Source organism: Cutibacterium sp. LaCa_89 (assembly GCF_058177555.1).
Map to the genome: position 1 here is coordinate 447,711 of NZ_CP190889.1, position 16,881 is coordinate 464,591.

The 16,881-nt window shown below is 64.1% G+C and carries 16 protein-coding genes and 2 pseudogenes; 4 read left to right on the top strand and 14 right to left on the bottom strand.

What is annotated here, in order from left to right; translation table 11 throughout:
• Window positions 1–19 precede the first annotated feature (19 nt).
• A pseudogene (locus ACP8LP_RS01980) lies at window positions 20–605 on the top strand (hypothetical protein).
• Window positions 606–678: 73 nt separating this feature from the next.
• On the opposite strand, the gene ACP8LP_RS01985 reads toward ACP8LP_RS01980, so the two are convergent.
• Both ACP8LP_RS01985 and ACP8LP_RS01990 read right to left on the bottom strand, forming a co-directional pair.
• Window positions 679–1,359: a response regulator transcription factor gene (locus ACP8LP_RS01985; protein ID WP_016666983.1), complete on the bottom strand. Its 681-nt coding sequence runs from the start codon at window positions 1,357–1,359 to the stop codon at window positions 679–681.
• Window positions 1,356–2,537, bottom strand: a complete 1,182-nt coding sequence (locus ACP8LP_RS01990) for a sensor histidine kinase (RefSeq protein ID WP_484483248.1) — start codon at window positions 2,535–2,537, stop codon at window positions 1,356–1,358. Before ACP8LP_RS01990 ends, ACP8LP_RS01985 begins: the two co-directional genes overlap by 4 nt.
• A gap of 160 nt (window positions 2,538–2,697) precedes the next feature.
• Here ACP8LP_RS01990 and phoU point away from each other — a divergent pair, with 160 nt between their 5' ends.
• Window positions 2,698–3,366 carry a phosphate signaling complex protein PhoU gene (phoU, locus tag ACP8LP_RS01995; protein ID WP_004810611.1) on the top strand — a complete coding sequence of 223 codons (669 nt, stop codon included), beginning with the start codon at window positions 2,698–2,700 and terminating at the stop codon, window positions 3,364–3,366.
• 152 nt (window positions 3,367–3,518) lie between these two features.
• On the opposite strand, the gene ACP8LP_RS02000 is transcribed toward phoU, so the two are convergent.
• Window positions 3,519–3,707, bottom strand: a complete 189-nt coding sequence (locus ACP8LP_RS02000; protein WP_147612111.1) for a hypothetical protein — start codon at window positions 3,705–3,707, stop codon at window positions 3,519–3,521.
• A gap of 46 nt (window positions 3,708–3,753) precedes the next feature.
• On the opposite strand from ACP8LP_RS02000, the gene ACP8LP_RS02005 reads away from it, so the two are divergent.
• Window positions 3,754–4,587, top strand: coding sequence for a polysaccharide deacetylase family protein (locus ACP8LP_RS02005; RefSeq protein WP_484483249.1), 834 nt, complete (start codon window positions 3,754–3,756; stop codon window positions 4,585–4,587).
• 92 nt (window positions 4,588–4,679) lie between these two features.
• On the opposite strand, the gene ACP8LP_RS02010 is transcribed toward ACP8LP_RS02005, so the two are convergent.
• The 10 genes and pseudogenes from ACP8LP_RS02010 to cysS all read right to left on the bottom strand — a co-directional run bounded on the left by ACP8LP_RS02010 (window position 4,680) and on the right by cysS (window position 15,117).
• A complete protein-coding gene (locus ACP8LP_RS02010; protein WP_334354761.1) occupies window positions 4,680–5,429 on the bottom strand; it encodes a phosphoglyceromutase in 750 nt (249 codons plus the stop codon).
• Window positions 5,430–5,462: 33 nt separating this feature from the next.
• Window positions 5,463–5,927 (bottom strand): PTS sugar transporter subunit IIA, encoded by a 465-nt coding sequence (locus tag ACP8LP_RS02015; RefSeq protein ID WP_016666987.1) that lies wholly within the window; start codon window positions 5,925–5,927, stop codon window positions 5,463–5,465.
• A complete protein-coding gene (locus ACP8LP_RS02020; RefSeq protein WP_015583254.1) occupies window positions 5,920–6,225 on the bottom strand; it encodes a PTS sugar transporter subunit IIB in 306 nt (101 codons plus the stop codon). The genes ACP8LP_RS02015 and ACP8LP_RS02020 overlap by 8 nt, the downstream gene beginning before the upstream one ends.
• A 204-nt stretch (window positions 6,226–6,429) precedes the next feature.
• Complete coding sequence (locus tag ACP8LP_RS02025) at window positions 6,430–7,422, bottom strand: asparaginase (RefSeq protein WP_484483250.1); 993 nt, start codon at window positions 7,420–7,422, stop codon at window positions 6,430–6,432.
• A gap of 3 nt (window positions 7,423–7,425) precedes the next feature.
• Window positions 7,426–8,865, bottom strand: a complete 1,440-nt coding sequence (locus ACP8LP_RS02030) for an amino acid permease (protein ID WP_016666989.1) — start codon at window positions 8,863–8,865, stop codon at window positions 7,426–7,428.
• 398 nt (window positions 8,866–9,263) lie between these two features.
• The gene (locus ACP8LP_RS02035; protein WP_484483251.1) at window positions 9,264–10,739 is read right to left on the bottom strand and encodes a glycine hydroxymethyltransferase; all 1,476 of its coding nucleotides are present in this window, start codon (window positions 10,737–10,739) and stop codon (window positions 9,264–9,266) included.
• A 125-nt stretch (window positions 10,740–10,864) separates the two neighbouring features.
• Entirely contained in the window at window positions 10,865–11,965 is a 1,101-nt protein-coding gene (locus tag ACP8LP_RS02040) for a sugar kinase (RefSeq protein ID WP_016666991.1), read from the bottom strand.
• A pseudogene (locus tag ACP8LP_RS02045) lies at window positions 11,962–12,610 on the bottom strand (bifunctional 4-hydroxy-2-oxoglutarate aldolase/2-dehydro-3-deoxy-phosphogluconate aldolase). Before ACP8LP_RS02045 ends, ACP8LP_RS02040 begins: the two are co-directional and overlap by 4 nt.
• A 100-nt stretch (window positions 12,611–12,710) precedes the next feature.
• Complete coding sequence (rlmB, locus tag ACP8LP_RS02050; protein ID WP_016666994.1) at window positions 12,711–13,673, bottom strand: 23S rRNA (guanosine(2251)-2'-O)-methyltransferase RlmB; 963 nt, start codon at window positions 13,671–13,673, stop codon at window positions 12,711–12,713.
• Between the two features lie 13 nt (window positions 13,674–13,686).
• On the bottom strand, window positions 13,687–15,117 hold the full coding sequence (cysS, locus tag ACP8LP_RS02055) for a cysteine--tRNA ligase (RefSeq protein WP_484483252.1): 1,431 nt from the start codon (window positions 15,115–15,117) through the stop codon (window positions 13,687–13,689).
• Window positions 15,118–15,164: 47 nt separating this feature from the next.
• On the opposite strand from cysS, the gene ACP8LP_RS02060 reads away from it, so the two are divergent.
• Window positions 15,165–15,413 (top strand): hypothetical protein, encoded by a 249-nt coding sequence (locus tag ACP8LP_RS02060; RefSeq protein WP_016666996.1) that lies wholly within the window; start codon window positions 15,165–15,167, stop codon window positions 15,411–15,413.
• 10 nt (window positions 15,414–15,423) lie between these two features.
• On the opposite strand, the gene ACP8LP_RS02065 is transcribed toward ACP8LP_RS02060, so the two are convergent.
• Window positions 15,424–16,821 (bottom strand): DUF4032 domain-containing protein, encoded by a 1,398-nt coding sequence (locus ACP8LP_RS02065; RefSeq protein ID WP_484483253.1) that lies wholly within the window; start codon window positions 16,819–16,821, stop codon window positions 15,424–15,426.
• Between the last annotated feature and the right edge of the window lie 60 nt (window positions 16,822–16,881).

Sequence of the window (16,881 nt, forward strand, 5' to 3'; positions counted from 1 at the left end):
GTCTGCTCACTCGTCGACCGTGCTGGAACCGATCGGCACCCCCGGTGACGCCAGTTCAGCTAAACTCAGCAGCGATCATGCACCCCGGAAGAGGAGATTCCACGATGATCGACCGTCGCCGGACGACTGCTGCCCTTGCTGCCGTCGGGGTTCTTGGGTTGGCGGCTTGTGGCGCCGATCCCAAGGTCCTCACCAGTTACACCCCTGCGGCCGGTGTCAGCGGCGAGTCCGACACCGTCAAGGTGCAGAACCTGTTGCTCATCAATGGTGACGGTCAGGCTCGTGTCTCCGCCGCCGTCACTTCCAGCAAGAACGACAAGGTTGTCGGAATCACTGGTCAGCCGCTCAAGTCGGACAACTCCCTGGCAGGGCAGTCCTTCACCGTGACTCCGGTCGGTGTCGATCTTCCGGCTCACGCCTCGGTCAATCTCACCAAGTCCGATCTTCAGGCTCCCGTCGAGGGACTCTCGGACGGCTTGTTGGCCAAGGTGACGATCAAGTTCGCGAACTCTGCACCGATCACCCTGGATGCACCGGTCGTGCCGTCCACCCACCCGGATTTCGAGAAGTATGCTCCCTCGGGGTCCCCGTCGACCCAGTCCTGACGGGTTCTTTGAACATACGACGCGGCCCCCGGTCAAAACCGGGGGCCGCGCTTGTCGTTTCGTGGAGACCGTATCAGGCCTGGAACTTGTAGCCGAGTCCACGCACGGTGATGATCCGCGCCGGATGCGAGGGATCCTCCTCGATCTTCGCGCGCAACCTCTTGACGTGGACGTCTAGGGTCTTGGTGTCGCCGACGTAGTCGACTCCCCAGACTCGGTCGATGAGGGACGCGCGGGTCATGACACGCCCGGCATTGCGCAGCAGCACCTCGAGCAGGTCGAACTCCTTGAGGGCGAGGCGCACGGTCTTTCCGTTGACGCTGACCTCGTGGCGCTCGACGTCCATCCGCACCCCGTTCTCCTCGAGGACGTCGGGGGAGACCTCGATCTCCGGGCCTCCTCGGCGAGTGACGGCGCGGATGCGTGCTACCAGTTCGCGGTGACTGAAGGGTTTGGTGACGTAGTCGTCAGCTCCCAGCTCCAGACCGACGACCTTGTCGATCTCGGAATCCCTGGCCGTCACCATGATGATCCCGACGTTGCCACGCTGACGCAGCTGCCGGCAGACCTCGGTCCCCGGGATTCCCGGCATCATGAGGTCAAGCAGGACGATGTCGGCGCCATTGCGGGAGTAGCTTTCCAGTCCGTCGGCACCATTGGCCGCGGTGTCGACCTCAAATCCCTCCTTGCGCAGCATGAAGGCGGTGGCCTCGCGGTAGGACTCCTCGTCCTCGATGATGAGTACGCGGGTCATGACTCCTCCTGATCGGATTCGTTGTAGTGGTCGGCGTCAAGGGTGGGTAGTCGAAGGGTGAATGTGGACCCCTGGCCCAGTTTGCTCCACACGTCGACGGATCCCCCGTGCGCCTGGCAGGTGTGCTTGACCAGCGACAACCCCAGGCCGGTTCCACCGTTTTCCCGGGATCGGGAGTAGTCAACCCGGTAAAACCGTTCGAAGATGCGTTCCTGGTCGGCCTCGCCGATGCCAATTCCGTTGTCGGCCACCGCAATCTCGATGACGTCGGTGTCGACGTCATGGACTCGTCTGGCCGAGACCGCCACCCGCGCCTTCGGCTCGGAGTACACGATCGCATTCTGAACGAGATTGGCGATGGCCTCGGTGAGCTGACTCTGGTCCCCGAGAACCCACAGGTCGTCGTCGCAGCGGGCCACCAGGGAGACCTCCCGGGTGGTCGCGAGCTCACGATGACGAGAGACGGCCTCGTCGATGATGTCGGCAACGGGCACTGGTTCGGCGCGAAGCAGGGGTTCGTCCGCCTGCAATCGGGACAAGTCGATGATCTGTGTCACGAGGGCGGACAGCCTCGTTGACTCCGCGGTCAGGCGCTGGGAGAAATGGCGGACGGCATCGGGGTCATCGGCGGCACCCTCGATGGCTTCGGCGAGGATGGAGACGGCGCCGATGGGGGTCTTCAATTCATGAGAGACGTTGGCGACGAAGTCCCTGCGGGTTTCGGCAAGCCTGATGTGTCGGGAGCTGTCCTCCGCAGAGATGATCGCGTTGCCGTGCCCGTCAAGAGGTCCCACGCGCACGGTGAGGATGAGGTTGGCTCCGGTGGATGCCCGCTTCAACTCCATGGTGTCGACAATGTCGCGGTCCTCTCGTCGCGCGGTGCGGACCAAATTGAGGAGGGCGGCGTCGGCGATTCGTGAGCCGCGCACGAGTTCCATTGACCGGGCGCCCACGGTGGTGTGTAGCACCTCGTCATGGGGGCCGACGATGACGGCCGCTTCAGTGGCCAGGTCGAGTGCTCGGGCGAGAGTTGGATCGACCTCAAGGGCCTCAACGTCGGCGGCGAGGGTGTCAACGGGGTGACGAGATGATTCCACCGCTTGAATGATGAGGACCGTCAATCCGGCGCCGACAACTGCACCAATGATCGCTGCCAGAACCATGCCCACGCTTTGCATAATAGGGGGAAGGTCGTCATCCTCGTCACCCGCACGTCACAAAGTGATGCCGTGATCACTGGTCGTTCACCCAAGGTTCACTGTCTTGCCACTCGGGGGAAATGTCCTGGTCGATAGGGTCGATAGGCTTGACGAGACCCCACTACGGAAGGACACCGGCATGCGTGAGAGCTACCACGACGAGCTCAATGCCACCAGCGGCAGGATCTTGACGATGGCCGAGTTGGTTCGGGTTGCCGTCAAGGACGCCACTGAGGCTCTCATTGGTGCGGACCTGACCACCGCTGAGCGCGTCATCTCCGATGACTCGAAGGTCGACGCCCTGAACGAGGAGATCGAACGTCGTTGCTTCGACCTGCTTGCCCGTCAGGCTCCGGTCGCCGGCGAGCTGCGCACGGTCGTCGCGGTCCTGCGGATGTGCTACGAGCTGGCCCGCATGGGAGATCTTGCTGCCCACGTCGCGAAGATCGCCCGTCTTCGCTTCCCCGAGGTCGCCGTGCCTCCGCAGGTCGCCGATCAGTTCGTCGAGATGTCGAGGATCGCGGATTCCATGATCGCGAAAGCCGAGAAGACGCTGGCGGATCGTGACGCGCAGGCCGCGGAGTTCTTGGCGTCCGAGGATTCCAAGATGGATGAGTTGCGGCGCGACCAGTTCCGCCTGCTCCTGGGCGATGACTGGACCTACGGCGTCGAGAGCGCGGTCGACACGGCGTTGCTCGGTCGCTACTACGAACGCATCGCCGATCACGCGGTTGCCGTCGGCTCCCGAGTCATCTACATCGTCACCGGCAAGGCGCCGGCTGGCGAGGACTGGCCCAGCGCATACTGATCACATCGACACGTCACGACCCCCACGCCGGTGTGTTCCGTCGGCGAAATGGGGGTGTCGTGTTTCGAATTGGGATCGCTTGTACTCAGTACGTACAATCGAGGGGCCCAACTCGCCGTGGTACACGGCTGATTATTGTCAGTGAGGTCTTGTCACATGGCTTTTGCCTTCCGCAGAAAAACGATGGCTGGAGCTGTCGTTCTCGTCACCACCGTTTCGATGGCCATCGCCGGATGTGCCACGAACGATCCGGAGTCTGCCAACTCCCCGTCGAAGTCGGCTGCCAGCGCGGCCCAGTCCTCGAAGGCGCCGGCATCCAAGTCTCCCGCGGCCAAGCCCAGCGTCTCGAGTGGCGCGAGTGCGCCAGCGGGAATGCCGAGTGGTCCGGTGCCTGCCGGCAAGTACGGCGTCGGTGCCGCTGTGACGAAGCCGGATTGCACGGAGCCCCCGTCTAGCTACTCGTCCTTCAAGGCCCCCGGCACCGTCGTCAAGGACATTGACGGTCTGGAGCCCGGCACGAACCATGGAACGGCTGCCGACAAGTACGCCTACCCGGCTGCTGTTGTGAATCAGTGGCTGAAGAAGCCCTCCACCCAGCCGAAGAACAAGAAGATCGTCTTCGTGACCTTCGACGACGGTCCGACGACCAAGTTCACCGGTGAGCAGCTCGACAACCTTGAGAAGGCCGGTGCCCGCGCGACCTTCTTCATGATCGCCCCGCAGCTGCGTGACGTGAACAAGGAGATGCTCAGCCGTTCGCTCAAGATGGGCAACGCCCTAGCTGTGCACTCCTACTCGCACGACTACAATTACCTCTACCCCGGCGACGCCGCCAACGCCAAGCACATCAGCTGTGACTGGGACTGGGCCACTGCCCAGTCGCGGGCAATCCTGGGATCGAGCTACTTCTCCTCGGCCTTCCGCTACCCGGGCGGTCACATGTCCTGGACCAAGCTGTCCCAGGCTGACCAGGCTCTGGCCAAGCGCGGCGTTGCCTGGATCGACTGGAACGCCATGAGCGGCGACGCTGACGTCCAGCGTCCCAAGACCGTCGACGGTTACCTGAAGATGGTCAAGAAGACCATCAACGAGTCTGGTGACCCGAATGTCGTCGTCATCCTCAACCACGACACCTACGGAAAGCAGATGACGGCCGAAGCCATGCCGTCCATCCTCAAGTGGCTCAAGAGCGAGGGCTACGAGTTCGGTGTGATCTCCTGATCCCACCTTCATCTGCACATGGAGCGGCGCCCCAGAGATCATCTCCGGGGCGCCGCTCCATGTGGTTCCAGGACTTGGATGCCGTCACGAACTCACTTGTTTCCCTGGTTGGCGACGGCCTTGGCGCCGGCGGCAGCAGCCTCCGGGTCGAGGTAACGGCCGCCCTTGGTGACGGGCTTGAGGTTGTCGTCAAGCTCGTAGAGCAGCGGGATACCGGTTGGAATGTTGAGTCCGGCGATGTCCTCGTCGCTGATCTCGTCGAGGTGCTTGACGAGGGCGCGCAGGGAGTTGCCGTGGGCAGCCACCAGCACTGTCTTACCGGCCTTGAGGTCGGCAGCGATGTCGGAGGTGAAGTACGGCACCATGCGGGCCACGACGTCCTTGAGGCACTCGGCGACGGGACGCTCGGCCTCCGGGATGTCGGCATAGCGCGGGTCATTGAACTGGCTGTACTCGCCATTGTGCTCGAGGTCCGGCGGACGGACGTCGTAGGAACGGCGCCAGGCCATGAACTGGTCGTTGCCGTACTTCTCCTTGGTCTCGGCCTTGTTCAGGCCCTGCAGAGCGCCGTAGTGACGCTCGTTGAGGCGCCAGGAGCGACGCACCGGGATCCAATGACGATCACAGCCGTCCAGGGCCAGGTAGGCGGTGTGGATGGCGCGACGCAGAAGAGAGGTGTGGACGACGTCGGGGAGGAGGTTCTCCTTCTTGAGCAGGTCAGCGGCGTGGCGGGCCTCGCCCTCGCCCTTCTCATTGAGATCAACGTCCACCCAGCCGGTGAAGAGGTTCTTGGAGTTCCACTCGCTCTCGCCGTGGCGGAGCAGGATGAGCTTTGCAGTCATGTTTCCACCATAGTGCGCGTCGGTGACGTAGCGTCAGTCGGCTGGCTCGATGGAGTCCAACACCTTCTGCAGAGCAGATCGGACATCGGCCTCGTCGCCGTCCAGGAGGAGCTGGCAGTACGACGGTTCCTGCAGCAGGTCGATCACAGCGCCGAGCATCCGGACCTGGTTGTGCGGGGCGGTCACCAGAGGCCAGATGCTCAGCCGGGCGTCGAGCGCTCGTTCGGGGTCGTCCATGGCGTGGAACACGGTCTTGTGAGCGTTGCGGCACAGGAGGAGACCGGGAGCGACGACATGGTCCGGGTCGACGTGGGGGATCGCGACCTGTATGTGCCCGAAATCCAACCCAGTGGGATAAGTGGCCTCCCGGGCCTCGGCCGCGGACAGGAATGACGCCTTCACAAGCCCTTCATCGGCAAGCCGGGAACTGATAGCGGCGAACAGTTCGTGGGACGTCTCGACGCCCAAGTTCGCGATGATGAGACGTGGCTCAGTCATTCAGCGCCTTGAGGTCGTCGGCGATCTGGTCGGCGAGTTCGTCGGCACCTACCCCGGTCAGCAGAGGGGTGCCTCGGTACACCTTGACCCCCTCGTCAGGGGGATTGATTGCAGTGGTGACGACGATGGCGTCCGGCTGGAAGGTCTCCACCTGGGCCGGGACGTTGGCCGTCTTGCACTCCTTCATCGTCGCGGCCACGCCTCGATCACGCAGCATCCGCTGCAACTTGTTGGCCACCTGGACGGAGGTGGCGATGCCAGTGCCGCAGCAGACCAGAACCTTCTTGTTGATGACCATCAACACCTCTCCTCGCGTAGATGATGAGTTCGCCTCGTCAGTCATTGTGGAATGTGGTGGTGGAGGGCAACGATGCCTTCGCTACCACCTGTGATGAATCCATCATTGTTCACGGGGGAGAGCACTGGCCAGCCGCAGCGTGAAATTTCACATCAATTCGCGACGAACGTGCAGTCGTCTCCGGTGTTGATGGGAAAGTGCGGTTCACATACTGATCTCCCCGGCGATGTCCGTCTCGACCCACCGTCCCAACTCCTTACCACACAGTCCCTGGGACAGCAGGAAGACGAGTTTGGCATAGAGAGCTTCGAGGGTCATGTCGTGGGCGCTGATGGCTCCTCCCTCGGTGAGGGCATGACTCGATTGGTATCGACCCAGCAACACGTCGGCCTGCATGCACTGGGAAGCGACGACGACGGGGGTGCCGGCGGAGATGACGTCAAGGATGACGTCGACCAGGCCGGGCTCATCGCTGGGGATGTTCCCGACCCCGAAGGCCCGCAGGATGACGGCCTCGGGCAATGGGTCGAGGACTGCGCGCAGGCGTGCAGCGCTGATTCCCGGGGAGAGATCGACGACAAGGACGTCGTGGCGTCGGTACGGCATCGGATCCAGCCAGCCGCAGCCGGTCGAGTCGTTCTCGACCCATTGCCACGGTGCTCCGGTGCGTGCTAGCTGGGGGACGGCGGGGGAGTCGAATCCGTTGTAGGCCCACGATGACAACTTGGTCACGCGATTTCCGCGCAGCAATTTGTGCCCGAAGAACACCGCGACGCTCCTCAGGCGGCCGCTGGTGACAGCTCTCAGCGCGCCCGTGACGTTGGGGGCGGCATCGGTCCCGACGACTCCCAGCGAGTATTGCGCCCCGGTGACGACGACTGGCTTGCCGAAATTGCTGAGGGCATAGGACAGTGCGGCCGAGGTGTAGGCCAGGGTGTCGGTGCCGTGCAGGACGACGAAGGAGTCGGCCTCTTCCCGATGTGCCCACAGATCGTCAACGATTCGACCCCAGTCGGCCGGAGTCGCATTGGCTGAGTCGATGAGATGCTCAAAGCTCAGGGTCTCAAACGTTCCGGCGAGTTCTGTGCCCGAGAGCAGCTGATCGAGCCATCCCGTCAGGTCGGCCCCCGGTGCCAGTCCGTCCGGGGTGGGGACCATGCCGAGAGTCCCCCCGGTGTAGAGGATGTGGGTACGCATGGCTCAAACCTCTGGGGAGTCCTTGACGGTCTTGTCAGACATAACATTGTCTCGCACGGCATACCAGCCTATGACCATCGCCATCACCACGAGGGCAAACAGAAGAAGTGTCCAGCGCCCCGACTGCGTCGTTATATTCGACAGGACGACGATGATGAGGAAGGCCAGGGAGACGTAATTCGTCATTGGCGCACCCGGCATGTGGTACTCGGGTCGCACTTCTTCTCCCCTCTTGACAAGGCGCAGGAACCGGGTATGGGTGAGGAGCACCATGCACCACGTCCCGGCGATACCGATGCCGGCCAGGTTCATGACGATTTCGAATGCGCTCTCAGGCAGGAAGGCGCTGAGAGCCACGCCAATGAGACCCAGCGACGCCGTAATGATGATCCCGCCAGCAGGAACCTGATGTCGGTTGAGTTTCGCGGCGATCTTCGGAGCCTCACCAGCCATTGCGAGGGACCGCAACGTGCGTCCGGTGGAGTAGAGGCCAGCGTTGAGCGAACTCAGGGCCGCGGTGAGCACGATGATCTGAATGACGTCGCCGGCGTGGGGAATACCGATCCCGGTGAAGAACGTCACGAACGGTGACTCATTGGCCGAGTAGGCGGTGTAGGGGAGGACGAGGGCCATGAGGACGACCGAGCCGACGTAGAAGACGAAGATTCGCAAGATCATCGAGTTGATCGCCTTGGGCAAGATTATTTCGGCGTCCTTCGTCTCGCCGGCGGCGACGCCGACCATCTCCGTGCCGCCGAAAGCAAAGATCACGCCAAGGGTCAGGGCGACGACTGGCGTCATGCCTCCGGGGAAGAACCCGCCATGGCTGGAGATGTTGTGGAATCCTGCAGTGTCGTGGTCGACCGGCGCTTCGGTGACGACGGCCCAGATCGCCGCGATCATGAACAGGACGATGGCCGTCACCTTGATGGCGGCAAACCAGAATTCCGCCTCGCCGAACATTTTGACGCTGAGCATGTTCAGGGTGAATACCACCGCCAGTGTGATGAGCGCGAGAACCCATTGTGGAACAGGCCGTAGCGCTTCCCAGTAGTGAAGGTACAAGGCCACCGCGGTGATGTCTGCCATGACGGTGACCGACCAATTGAGGAAGAAGAACCATCCCGTGACGTAAGCGCCCTTCTCGCCCATGAATTCACGGGCGTATGAGACGAAGGCGCCCGAGGATGGACGCCGAATAGCCATCTCACCCAATGCTCGAACCATGAGGAAGGCGAATATGCCGCAGACAGCGTAGCTGAGGGCCAGCCCAGGACCTCCCTGAGCCAGACGTCCGCCTGCTCCCAGGAAGAGTCCGGTGCCGATGGAACCGCCGATGGCGATCATCTGCAGGTGCCTGTTCCTCAGGGCCTTGTCGTAGCCAGCGTCACCCATGTCAACGGTGGTGCCGGTTGGCTTGGCGCTGGGATCACCTTCCTGCATAAAGAACCTCCTCGCGACGGGACCGTCTGGTCCGGTACGGGAATGTTAACGCCGGGACGGGGCGACTCATCATCTGGGGAGAAGTGGCTCCACAACGGGTCAGAAAGGCATGGGGCGGTGGAATAGTCAACGTAACCGTGTGGTAAGACCCCGCCTCAGAGGTACTCCCGGTCCTCCGGGGATGGGTCCACACGGGGGCAGTTTCGGAGAGTCCTTTCAATCTCCGACGAACCCAGTGTCCTGATGTCTTTTGCTCCATCAGAAGGCATCGACAAGAACTCGACGGCCCGTGTTCTTCTCGTGGAACACGGGCCGTCGAAAGATCGGTATCACATTGTGTGACAACTCCGTTGGGGGAAAATTCTGCCCAAAACCCCGGTGAGAGGACGTCAAAACCCTCAGGCCAGATCCAGCCCCGGATAGAGCGGGAAGTTCCCGAGCAGTTCGTCGGCGGCATCATGGACCTTCTGGGCCACGCCGTCGGCGATCCGGTACTTGGCCTTGCCCGGCTTGCCACTGGAAGCCGTCACCGGGGTGGTGGCCTTCAGAGCGGTGACGATGAGCTCAGCAACCTGATCGAATTCATCGGCCCCGAACCCACGCGAGGTCAGGGCCGGGGTGCCGATGCGCACGCCCGAGGTGTACCAGGCGCCATTCGGGTCGGCCGGGATGGAGTTGCGGTTGGTCACGACGCCGGAATCCAGCAGGGCAGCTTCGGCCTGCCGACCGGTCAGTCCGAAGCTCGTGGTGACGTCGAGCAGGTTGATGTGGTTGTCAGTGCCGTCGGTGACGAGTTTGACGCCGCGCTTCATGAGTCCCTCAGCCAGTGCCTTGGCATTGTCGGCGACACGTTGGGCGTAGTCGCGGAATGCCTGGGTGCGAGCCTCGGCCAGGGCGACGGCCTTGGCTGCCATGACGTGGGAGAGCGGGCCGCCGAGGACCATCGGGCAGCCACGATCGACGTCGGCGGCATACTCCTTGGTCGTCAGCACCATGCCGCCACGCGGGCCGCGCAAGGACTTGTGAGTCGTCGTCGTCACCACTTGGGCGTGGGGGACCGGGTCCTCGTCACCGGTGAAGACCCTGCCGGCCACCAGGCCGGCGAAGTGAGCCATGTCGACCATGAGGACGGCTCCGACCTCGTCGGCGATCTCGCGCATCTTCGCGAAGTTCACCCGGCGAGGGTAGGCGGAGTACCCGGCGACGACGACGAGGGGCTTGAACTCGCGGGCCAGCTCGGCGACCTTGTCGTAATCGAGCAGACCGGTCTGCGGGTCCGTTCCGTAGGAGCGCTGGTCGAACATCTTGCCCGAGATGTTCGGACGGAAACCGTGGGTGAGGTGGCCGCCGGTGTCCAGGCTCATGCCGATGGCGCGCTGGTCGTTGAAGCGGTGGCGCAGGGTGTCCCAGTCGGCCTGGGTGAGGTCGTTGACGGTGCGCGCTCCGAACTCCTCAAGGGCCGGGGTCTCGACGTGATGGGCGAGGATCGTCCAGTAGGCAGTGAGGTTGGCGTCAATACCGGAGTGCGGCTGCACGTAGGCATGCTCAGCGCCGAAGAGGGTGCAGGCATGCTCGGCAGCAATCGCCTCAACGGTGTCGACGTTCTGGCAGCCGGCGTAGAAGCGGTGACCGGCGGTGCCCTCGGCGTACTTGTCGGAGAACCAGGTACCCATGGTCGCAAGGACTGGCAGGGATGCGTAGTTCTCGGAGGCGATGAGCTTGAGGGAATGACGCTGGTCGGTCAGTTCGGCTCGGGTGGCCTCCGCAATCCGGGGCTCAACTTGTGCGATCGCGTCGAGCATGGTGCGGTAGGCCGGGGCCAGCTTCTCGGCGATGTCGCGGGCTGTGGGATCGACGGCACTAGGCTCACTCACGGATGGCTCCTGTCATGACGGGATGGTGAGCACGAATCTACCCGTCCCAGGACCTGCTCGTGGCTGGGGGCCAAAAAGAACGGCGAGCCCTTCGGGCTCGCCGTCCGATATGAGTCCGGTGCCAGTCAGCGCTTCACTCGGGCAGAACCTCCGGCAGCGAGATTCTCCACCTCGGAGCGGGTGGCCATGGAGGTGTCGCCAGGGGTGGTCATGGCCAGAGCGCCGTGGGCAGCCCCCCATTCGACGGCCTTCTGCAGGTCTCCAGTCTCCATGATTCCGGCCACCAGGCCAGCAGCGAAGGAGTCGCCGCCGCCAACGCGGTCGAGAATCTCCAAGTCGGGACGTTCGACCGAGCGCACCAGGCCGGTGTCCTTCGACCACTCGATGGCCGACCAGTCGTTGCGGCTGGCAGTGCACACCTGGCGCAAAGTGGTGGCGACGACGGAGATGTTCGGGAACTCCTCGACCACCTTGTCGATCATGTTGGCGTAGGAATCGACATCGAGGTTGGAGAGGTTCTCGTCGTTCCCCTCGACCTCGAAGCCGAGGCAGGCCGTGAAGTCCTCCTCGTTGCCGATCATGACGTCGACCAGGCTGGCCAGCTCGCGATTGACGCGGCGGGCCTCCTCCTGACCGCCGATCGACTTCCACAGGCTGGGTCGGTAGTTGAGGTCGTAGGAGATGATCGTCCCGTTTGCGTGGGCGGCCTCCATGACGGCCTTGGCAGTCTGGGCGCTGGTCTCCGACAGGGCGGTGTAGATGCCGCCGGTGTGCAGCCAGCGCACTCCCAATTCCCCGAAGAGGCGGTCGAGGTCGATGTCCTCGGCGCGCAGCTGGCTGGCAGCGGTGTGGCCGCGGTCCGAGACGCCGACGGCCCCGCGAACACCGAAGCCACGCTCGGTGAAGTTGAGCCCGGTGTGCACCGTGCGACCGACTCCGTCGGAAGGCACCCAAGTGATGAACTGGTCGTCGACTCCGCCGGCGGTGATGCGGTCGCCAACGAGGTGGCCGACCGGGTCGTCGACGAGACCGGTGATGACGGCGGCACGCTTGCCGAAGACCCGGGACAGGCCACGGCCGACGTTGTACTCGCCGCCGCCCTCCCAGACATCGAAGGACGTGGCGGTGCGGATGCGACGCTCACCCGGATCGAGGCGGAGCATCACCTCGCCGAGAGAGACGATGTCGTAACGGCACTGGTCTGCGGAACGAAGTGTGATGCTCATGACTGCTCCTCGAGGATGCTGTGGGCACTGCGGGCGGCCTCGCGTGCCAAGTTGGCGATGGTTTGACTGTCCCTGGCGGCGACGGCGTCGGCCGGGGTGAGCCAGGTGCCACCGACCGCAGGGATGTTGGGGCGGGAGAGGAAGTCCGCCAGGTTGTGCGGCTTGACTCCGCCAGTGGGGACAAAACGTAGGTTCGGGAAGGGGCCGCCCAGGGAAGAAATCGTGGCGGCACCGCCGTAGTTTCCGGCCGGGAAGAACTTGAAGGTGTCCAGCCCCATGTCGACACCGGCCATGATCTCAGTGGGGGGTGATGACTCCCGGCAGGATCGGGATGTCATGGTGTCGGCAGCGGTCGACGACCTCACGGGACAGGCCGGGAGAGACGGCGAAGGTCGCTCCCGCGCTCACCGCCTCGTCGACCTGACGGGCATTGATAACGGTTCCGGCTCCGACCATGACGCGCCCGTCCTCGGCCATCGACTCGATGGAGGCGGGTGCGGCGTCGGTGCGGAAGGTCACCTCGGCGACGGGGAGCCCGCCGTCGACGAGACCGTCGGTGACGGCCGGGGTGGTGGCGGCGTCATGGATGACGACCACCGGGATGACGAGATTCGCCAGGACTTTGTCGAGTGCTTCGTTGCTCACTTGTGATCTCCGACGTTGGGGGTTTGTCAGTTAGCTATCCCTGAAGCATCGATGTCTCGAGGACTTGCCACGGTTTCCCGTGGAATGGCGTCTGGCTCCTTCAGCTCTCTGACGCACTCCCGCGTACCCTTGACGCCTCGTACAGCGCGATCGATGCTGCCACCGAGGCGTTGAGGGACTCGACGTCACTACTGATCGGGATCGACGCCAGCACGTCACAGGACTGCCGGGTGAGACGGGCCAAGCCCTCACCTTCGGAACCGACAACGAGCACCAGTGGACCATCCAGACCGGGAGCGGCAGCGATGTCGGAGTCGGCCTCGCCAGCCAGCCCGACGATCATCCAGCCGGCCTCGGCGAACTTGCCGAGGGCCTGGTTGAGGTTCGACGCCATCGCCACCGGGATGCGTGCGGCAGCCCCGGCGGAGGTCTTCCACGCCGCAGCGGTCATCGAGGCCGAGCGGCGAGACGGGATGAGCACGCCCTGGGCGCCGAAAGCGGCAGCCGAGCGGATGATCGCTCCCAGGTTGCGTGGATCGGTGATCTTGTCCAGTGCCACGACGAGACCGCCGCGATAGGCCTGGGCGCCGGCATCGATGATGTCGTCGACCGTGGCGTACTCGTACTCGGGAAGGCGCAGGGCCACACCCTGGTGATTGGACCCACCCGTCATGCGGTCGAGCTCACCACGAGTGGCCTGCATCAACACGATGCCGTTGTCAGCGGCGAAGGAGAGGATCTCTCGCAGCCGGGAGTCGTGCTCGGCTCCTTCCGCGACGTAGGCGGTGCGCACCGGAAGACCGGCGTGCAGGGCCTCCAGCACCGGGTTACGACCGATCACCCACTCCGGGCCGGCACCCTTGGCCTGCTTCTCTGCTGGCTTGCGGTTGCCGCCGCGAGCCAGCTTCTCCTGCTTGGCCTTGTACGCCTTGTGGTAAGTGCGATCCTCGGCCTTGGGGGTGGGTCCGCGGCCCTTGAGGCCCCTGCGACCCCGGCCACCGGATCCGGAAGCGGAACTTTTGCCCTTGTGTCCTGCGCCGCGGCGCTTGGAATTTCCTGCCATGTCGGTCTCCTCGTCAGCTCAGCGACCAGTGGGCGCCGGTGGGGGTGTCCTCGATCGTCAGTCCGAGGTTGGTCAAGGTGTCACGAATCGCGTCGGCAGTCGCCCAGTCCTTGCGGGAACGGGCCTCGGCACGCTGATCAAGCATGGCCTGGACCAAGCCGTCGACGACTGGTTCGAGACGGGCCTCGTTTCCGGCGGTATCCGCCCATTCCGGGGCCTGCGGATCGAGCCCGAAGACCGCGAGCATGGCACGTACCCGAGCCATGTGCTCGCGGGTGGCGTCGACGTCGTGGGCAGAGACGGACTTGTTGCCCTCGGTGATCTCGCTGAACAGGGCCGCAACCGCTTGCGGGGTTCCCAAGTCATCGTCCATCGCCGTGACGAAGGCCGCCGGCAGATCCTTCGACGGCGCGGCCTCCTCGCCGACGAGGTCGCGGGCGCGATCCAGGAAGGAATCAATGCGCTCGATGGCCTTGGTGGCCTCGTCGAGGGATCCCTTAGTGTCCTCGTCGGATGGGCTGAACTCGATCATGGAGCGGTAGTGGGGGGCGAGCAGGAAGTACCTGACGGCTCGTGGGCTGTAGGCCTTGGTGACCTCGGTTACCTGGGCGGTATTGCCCAGGGACTTGCTCATCTTCTCCCCGGACATCGTCACCCAGGCGTTGTGCATCCAGTAATGGGCAAACGCACGTCCGGCGGCCGCCGACTGCGCCAACTCGTTCTCGTGGTGGGGGAATCGCAGATCGATGCCGCCGCCATGGATGTCGAAGGCATCACCCAGGTACTTCCCGGACATGGCCGAGCACTCCAGGTGCCAACCGGGGCGACCACGTCCCCAGGGGGAGGCCCAGGATGCCGTCTCCGGTTCATCATCCTTGTGCCCCTTCCACAGCGCGAAGTCGCGTGGGTCACGCTTGCCACGCGGGTCGGAGTCCTCGGCCGGGGCCATCTCGTCGACGCGCATCCCGGACAGCTCCCCGTATCGCGGCCAGGACCGGACGTCGAAGTAGACGTCACCGGAGCCGTCCGGGGCGGGGTAGGCGTGGCCCTTCTCGATGAGGTTTCTGATGAGCTCGATCATCTCCGGGATGTGGCCGGTGGCGCGCGGCTCGTAGGATGGTGGACGACATCCCAGAGCCTTGTAGGCCGCGTGCAGCTCGTTCTCGTAGTGGTAGGCGTGGGCCCACCAGGGCACGCCGGCAGCAGCGGACTTGGCGAGGATCTTGTCGTCAATATCGGTGACGTTGGCGACGACTGTCACCTGGTAGCCAGAACACTCCAACCAGCGCCGCAGGACGTCGAAGACGACCTCCTTGCGGATGTGGCCCAGGTGCGGACTGGACTGCACCGTCATGCCACAGTGGTAGATCGACACCTGACCCTCGTGCAGGGGTTCGAAGGTCTCGATGCCATGGGTAGCGGTGTTGTAGAGCTTGAACGTCACGCCTCAAGGCTACCGGGGGACCCCGACACATCGCCTACCATGGCCGCATGGCCGAGATTCGCAAGCACAAGCCGTCGTCCAGCCCCATCTCCCGGGCCCTGGAGGCCGCGATGGGTGAATCCATCAAGCCGGTCGTCCCCGGATCGCGTCCTAACAAGGACGCTGAGGAGCCCAGGACCCAGCCTGAGGCCGGCCCTTCGGTGGCAGCAGCTCCCACACAGTGGGGATCGTTCAGCGGTGGATCTTCCAAGGGTGGGTCGTTCACGGTGCCGATACCGCCGAAGTCCTCGGAGTGACGAGGTTTTCCTAGCCCTTCCCGCGGGCGCGCAAGGCGTCGATGTCGAGACGAGATGCCGATTCCACGTCTACGGATTCGGCATCGGCCTCCCACGGGTCATAGGGGGCGTCATCCTCCTCGTCCTCGACATATCCCAGGGACGGGTCGTACACATTGATCAGCTCGTGACCGCCGCGTGGTTGCGATTCGTCGACGGAGACAACCGATTCCGCACTTATGGCCTCGTCAGGAAGCTGGGCCAGGATGTCGCGAACATATCCCTGGGCCGCCTCGATGTGCGGAACCTCGCGCTGCTGGCGCTGGGACTCGTACCAGCGGTAGTCGAGCACCTCGTGGTAGAACTGCGCGAGCTCGCGCTTGCGGGACAGTTCCGGGGGAATCTGCTGGACGACGGGCTCGAAGCACTCGGTGAGCCAGCGATGGGCAGCCACCGCCTCGTCAACTCCCTGCAGGCCATTGCGGGCCCGGAAGGTGTCGAGGTCGTTGAGGAGACGTCGCGCCTGGAACTCCTCGGTGTCCAGACCAGTCAGACGCAGCAGACGACGCTGGTGGTGCCCGGCGTCGACGACCTTGGGCTGGATGCGCAGCCGCTGACCGTCCGACGAGGTCTGGATGTCTAGCTCGGCGACGTCGAAACCCAGGGCATTGAGACGACGCACCCGCGACTCCACCTGGGAGTAGTCACTGCCGGCGTACTCCTCGGCAGCGGTGAGCTCGTTCCACAGCTCGTGGTACCGGTCCTCAATCGTCGTCACCAGGCCCAGCGGATCGAGGGCGGCGTCGAGCATGTCGCCCTCCTCCAGGTCGAGGAACTCGCCGTAGAGGTTGGTGCGGGCGATCTGCAGATCGTGTTCCCGCTGTCCGGTGGTGAGGCGGTCATGGAGCTCGCCGGTCTCGGCGTCGACCAGATAGGCCGCGAAGGCCTCGGCGTCGCGTCGGAACAACACGTTCGACAGCGAGATGTCTCCCCAGAGGAACCCCACCAGGTGCAGCCGTACCAACAGGACGACGAGGGCGTCGAGCAGCCGCATGACGGTCTCCTGACGCACACCGGAATGGAACAGGGACCGGTACGGCAGTGAGAACCGCAGGTGGCGGGTGAGGATGATCGGTTCGAGTGGTTCCCCATCGGTGGAGTAACGGTCGGTGATGACTCCGATGGGCTCGACGGACGGGGTGTCCAGACGCATGAGGTCGTGCAGCAGCCGGTACTCGTGGATCGCCAGGTGCTCGACGACCTCCTTTGCGGCGTAGACGTCGTCGCCAACGGTGATGAATCGCACCACGTGGCGGGAGATGCCTCGGGGAAGCGCGACCAGGAGCTCCTGCGGCCACTGTGCCAGCGGTGTGCTCCACGGCAACGGAAGCAGGCGGGAGTCGGGCTTCGCGCTGAGGAAACGGGTCACGGGGGACAGTCTGCCACCCCAATGACCTGTTCATGGGCGTGGGTCCTAGTCAGCAGGTCA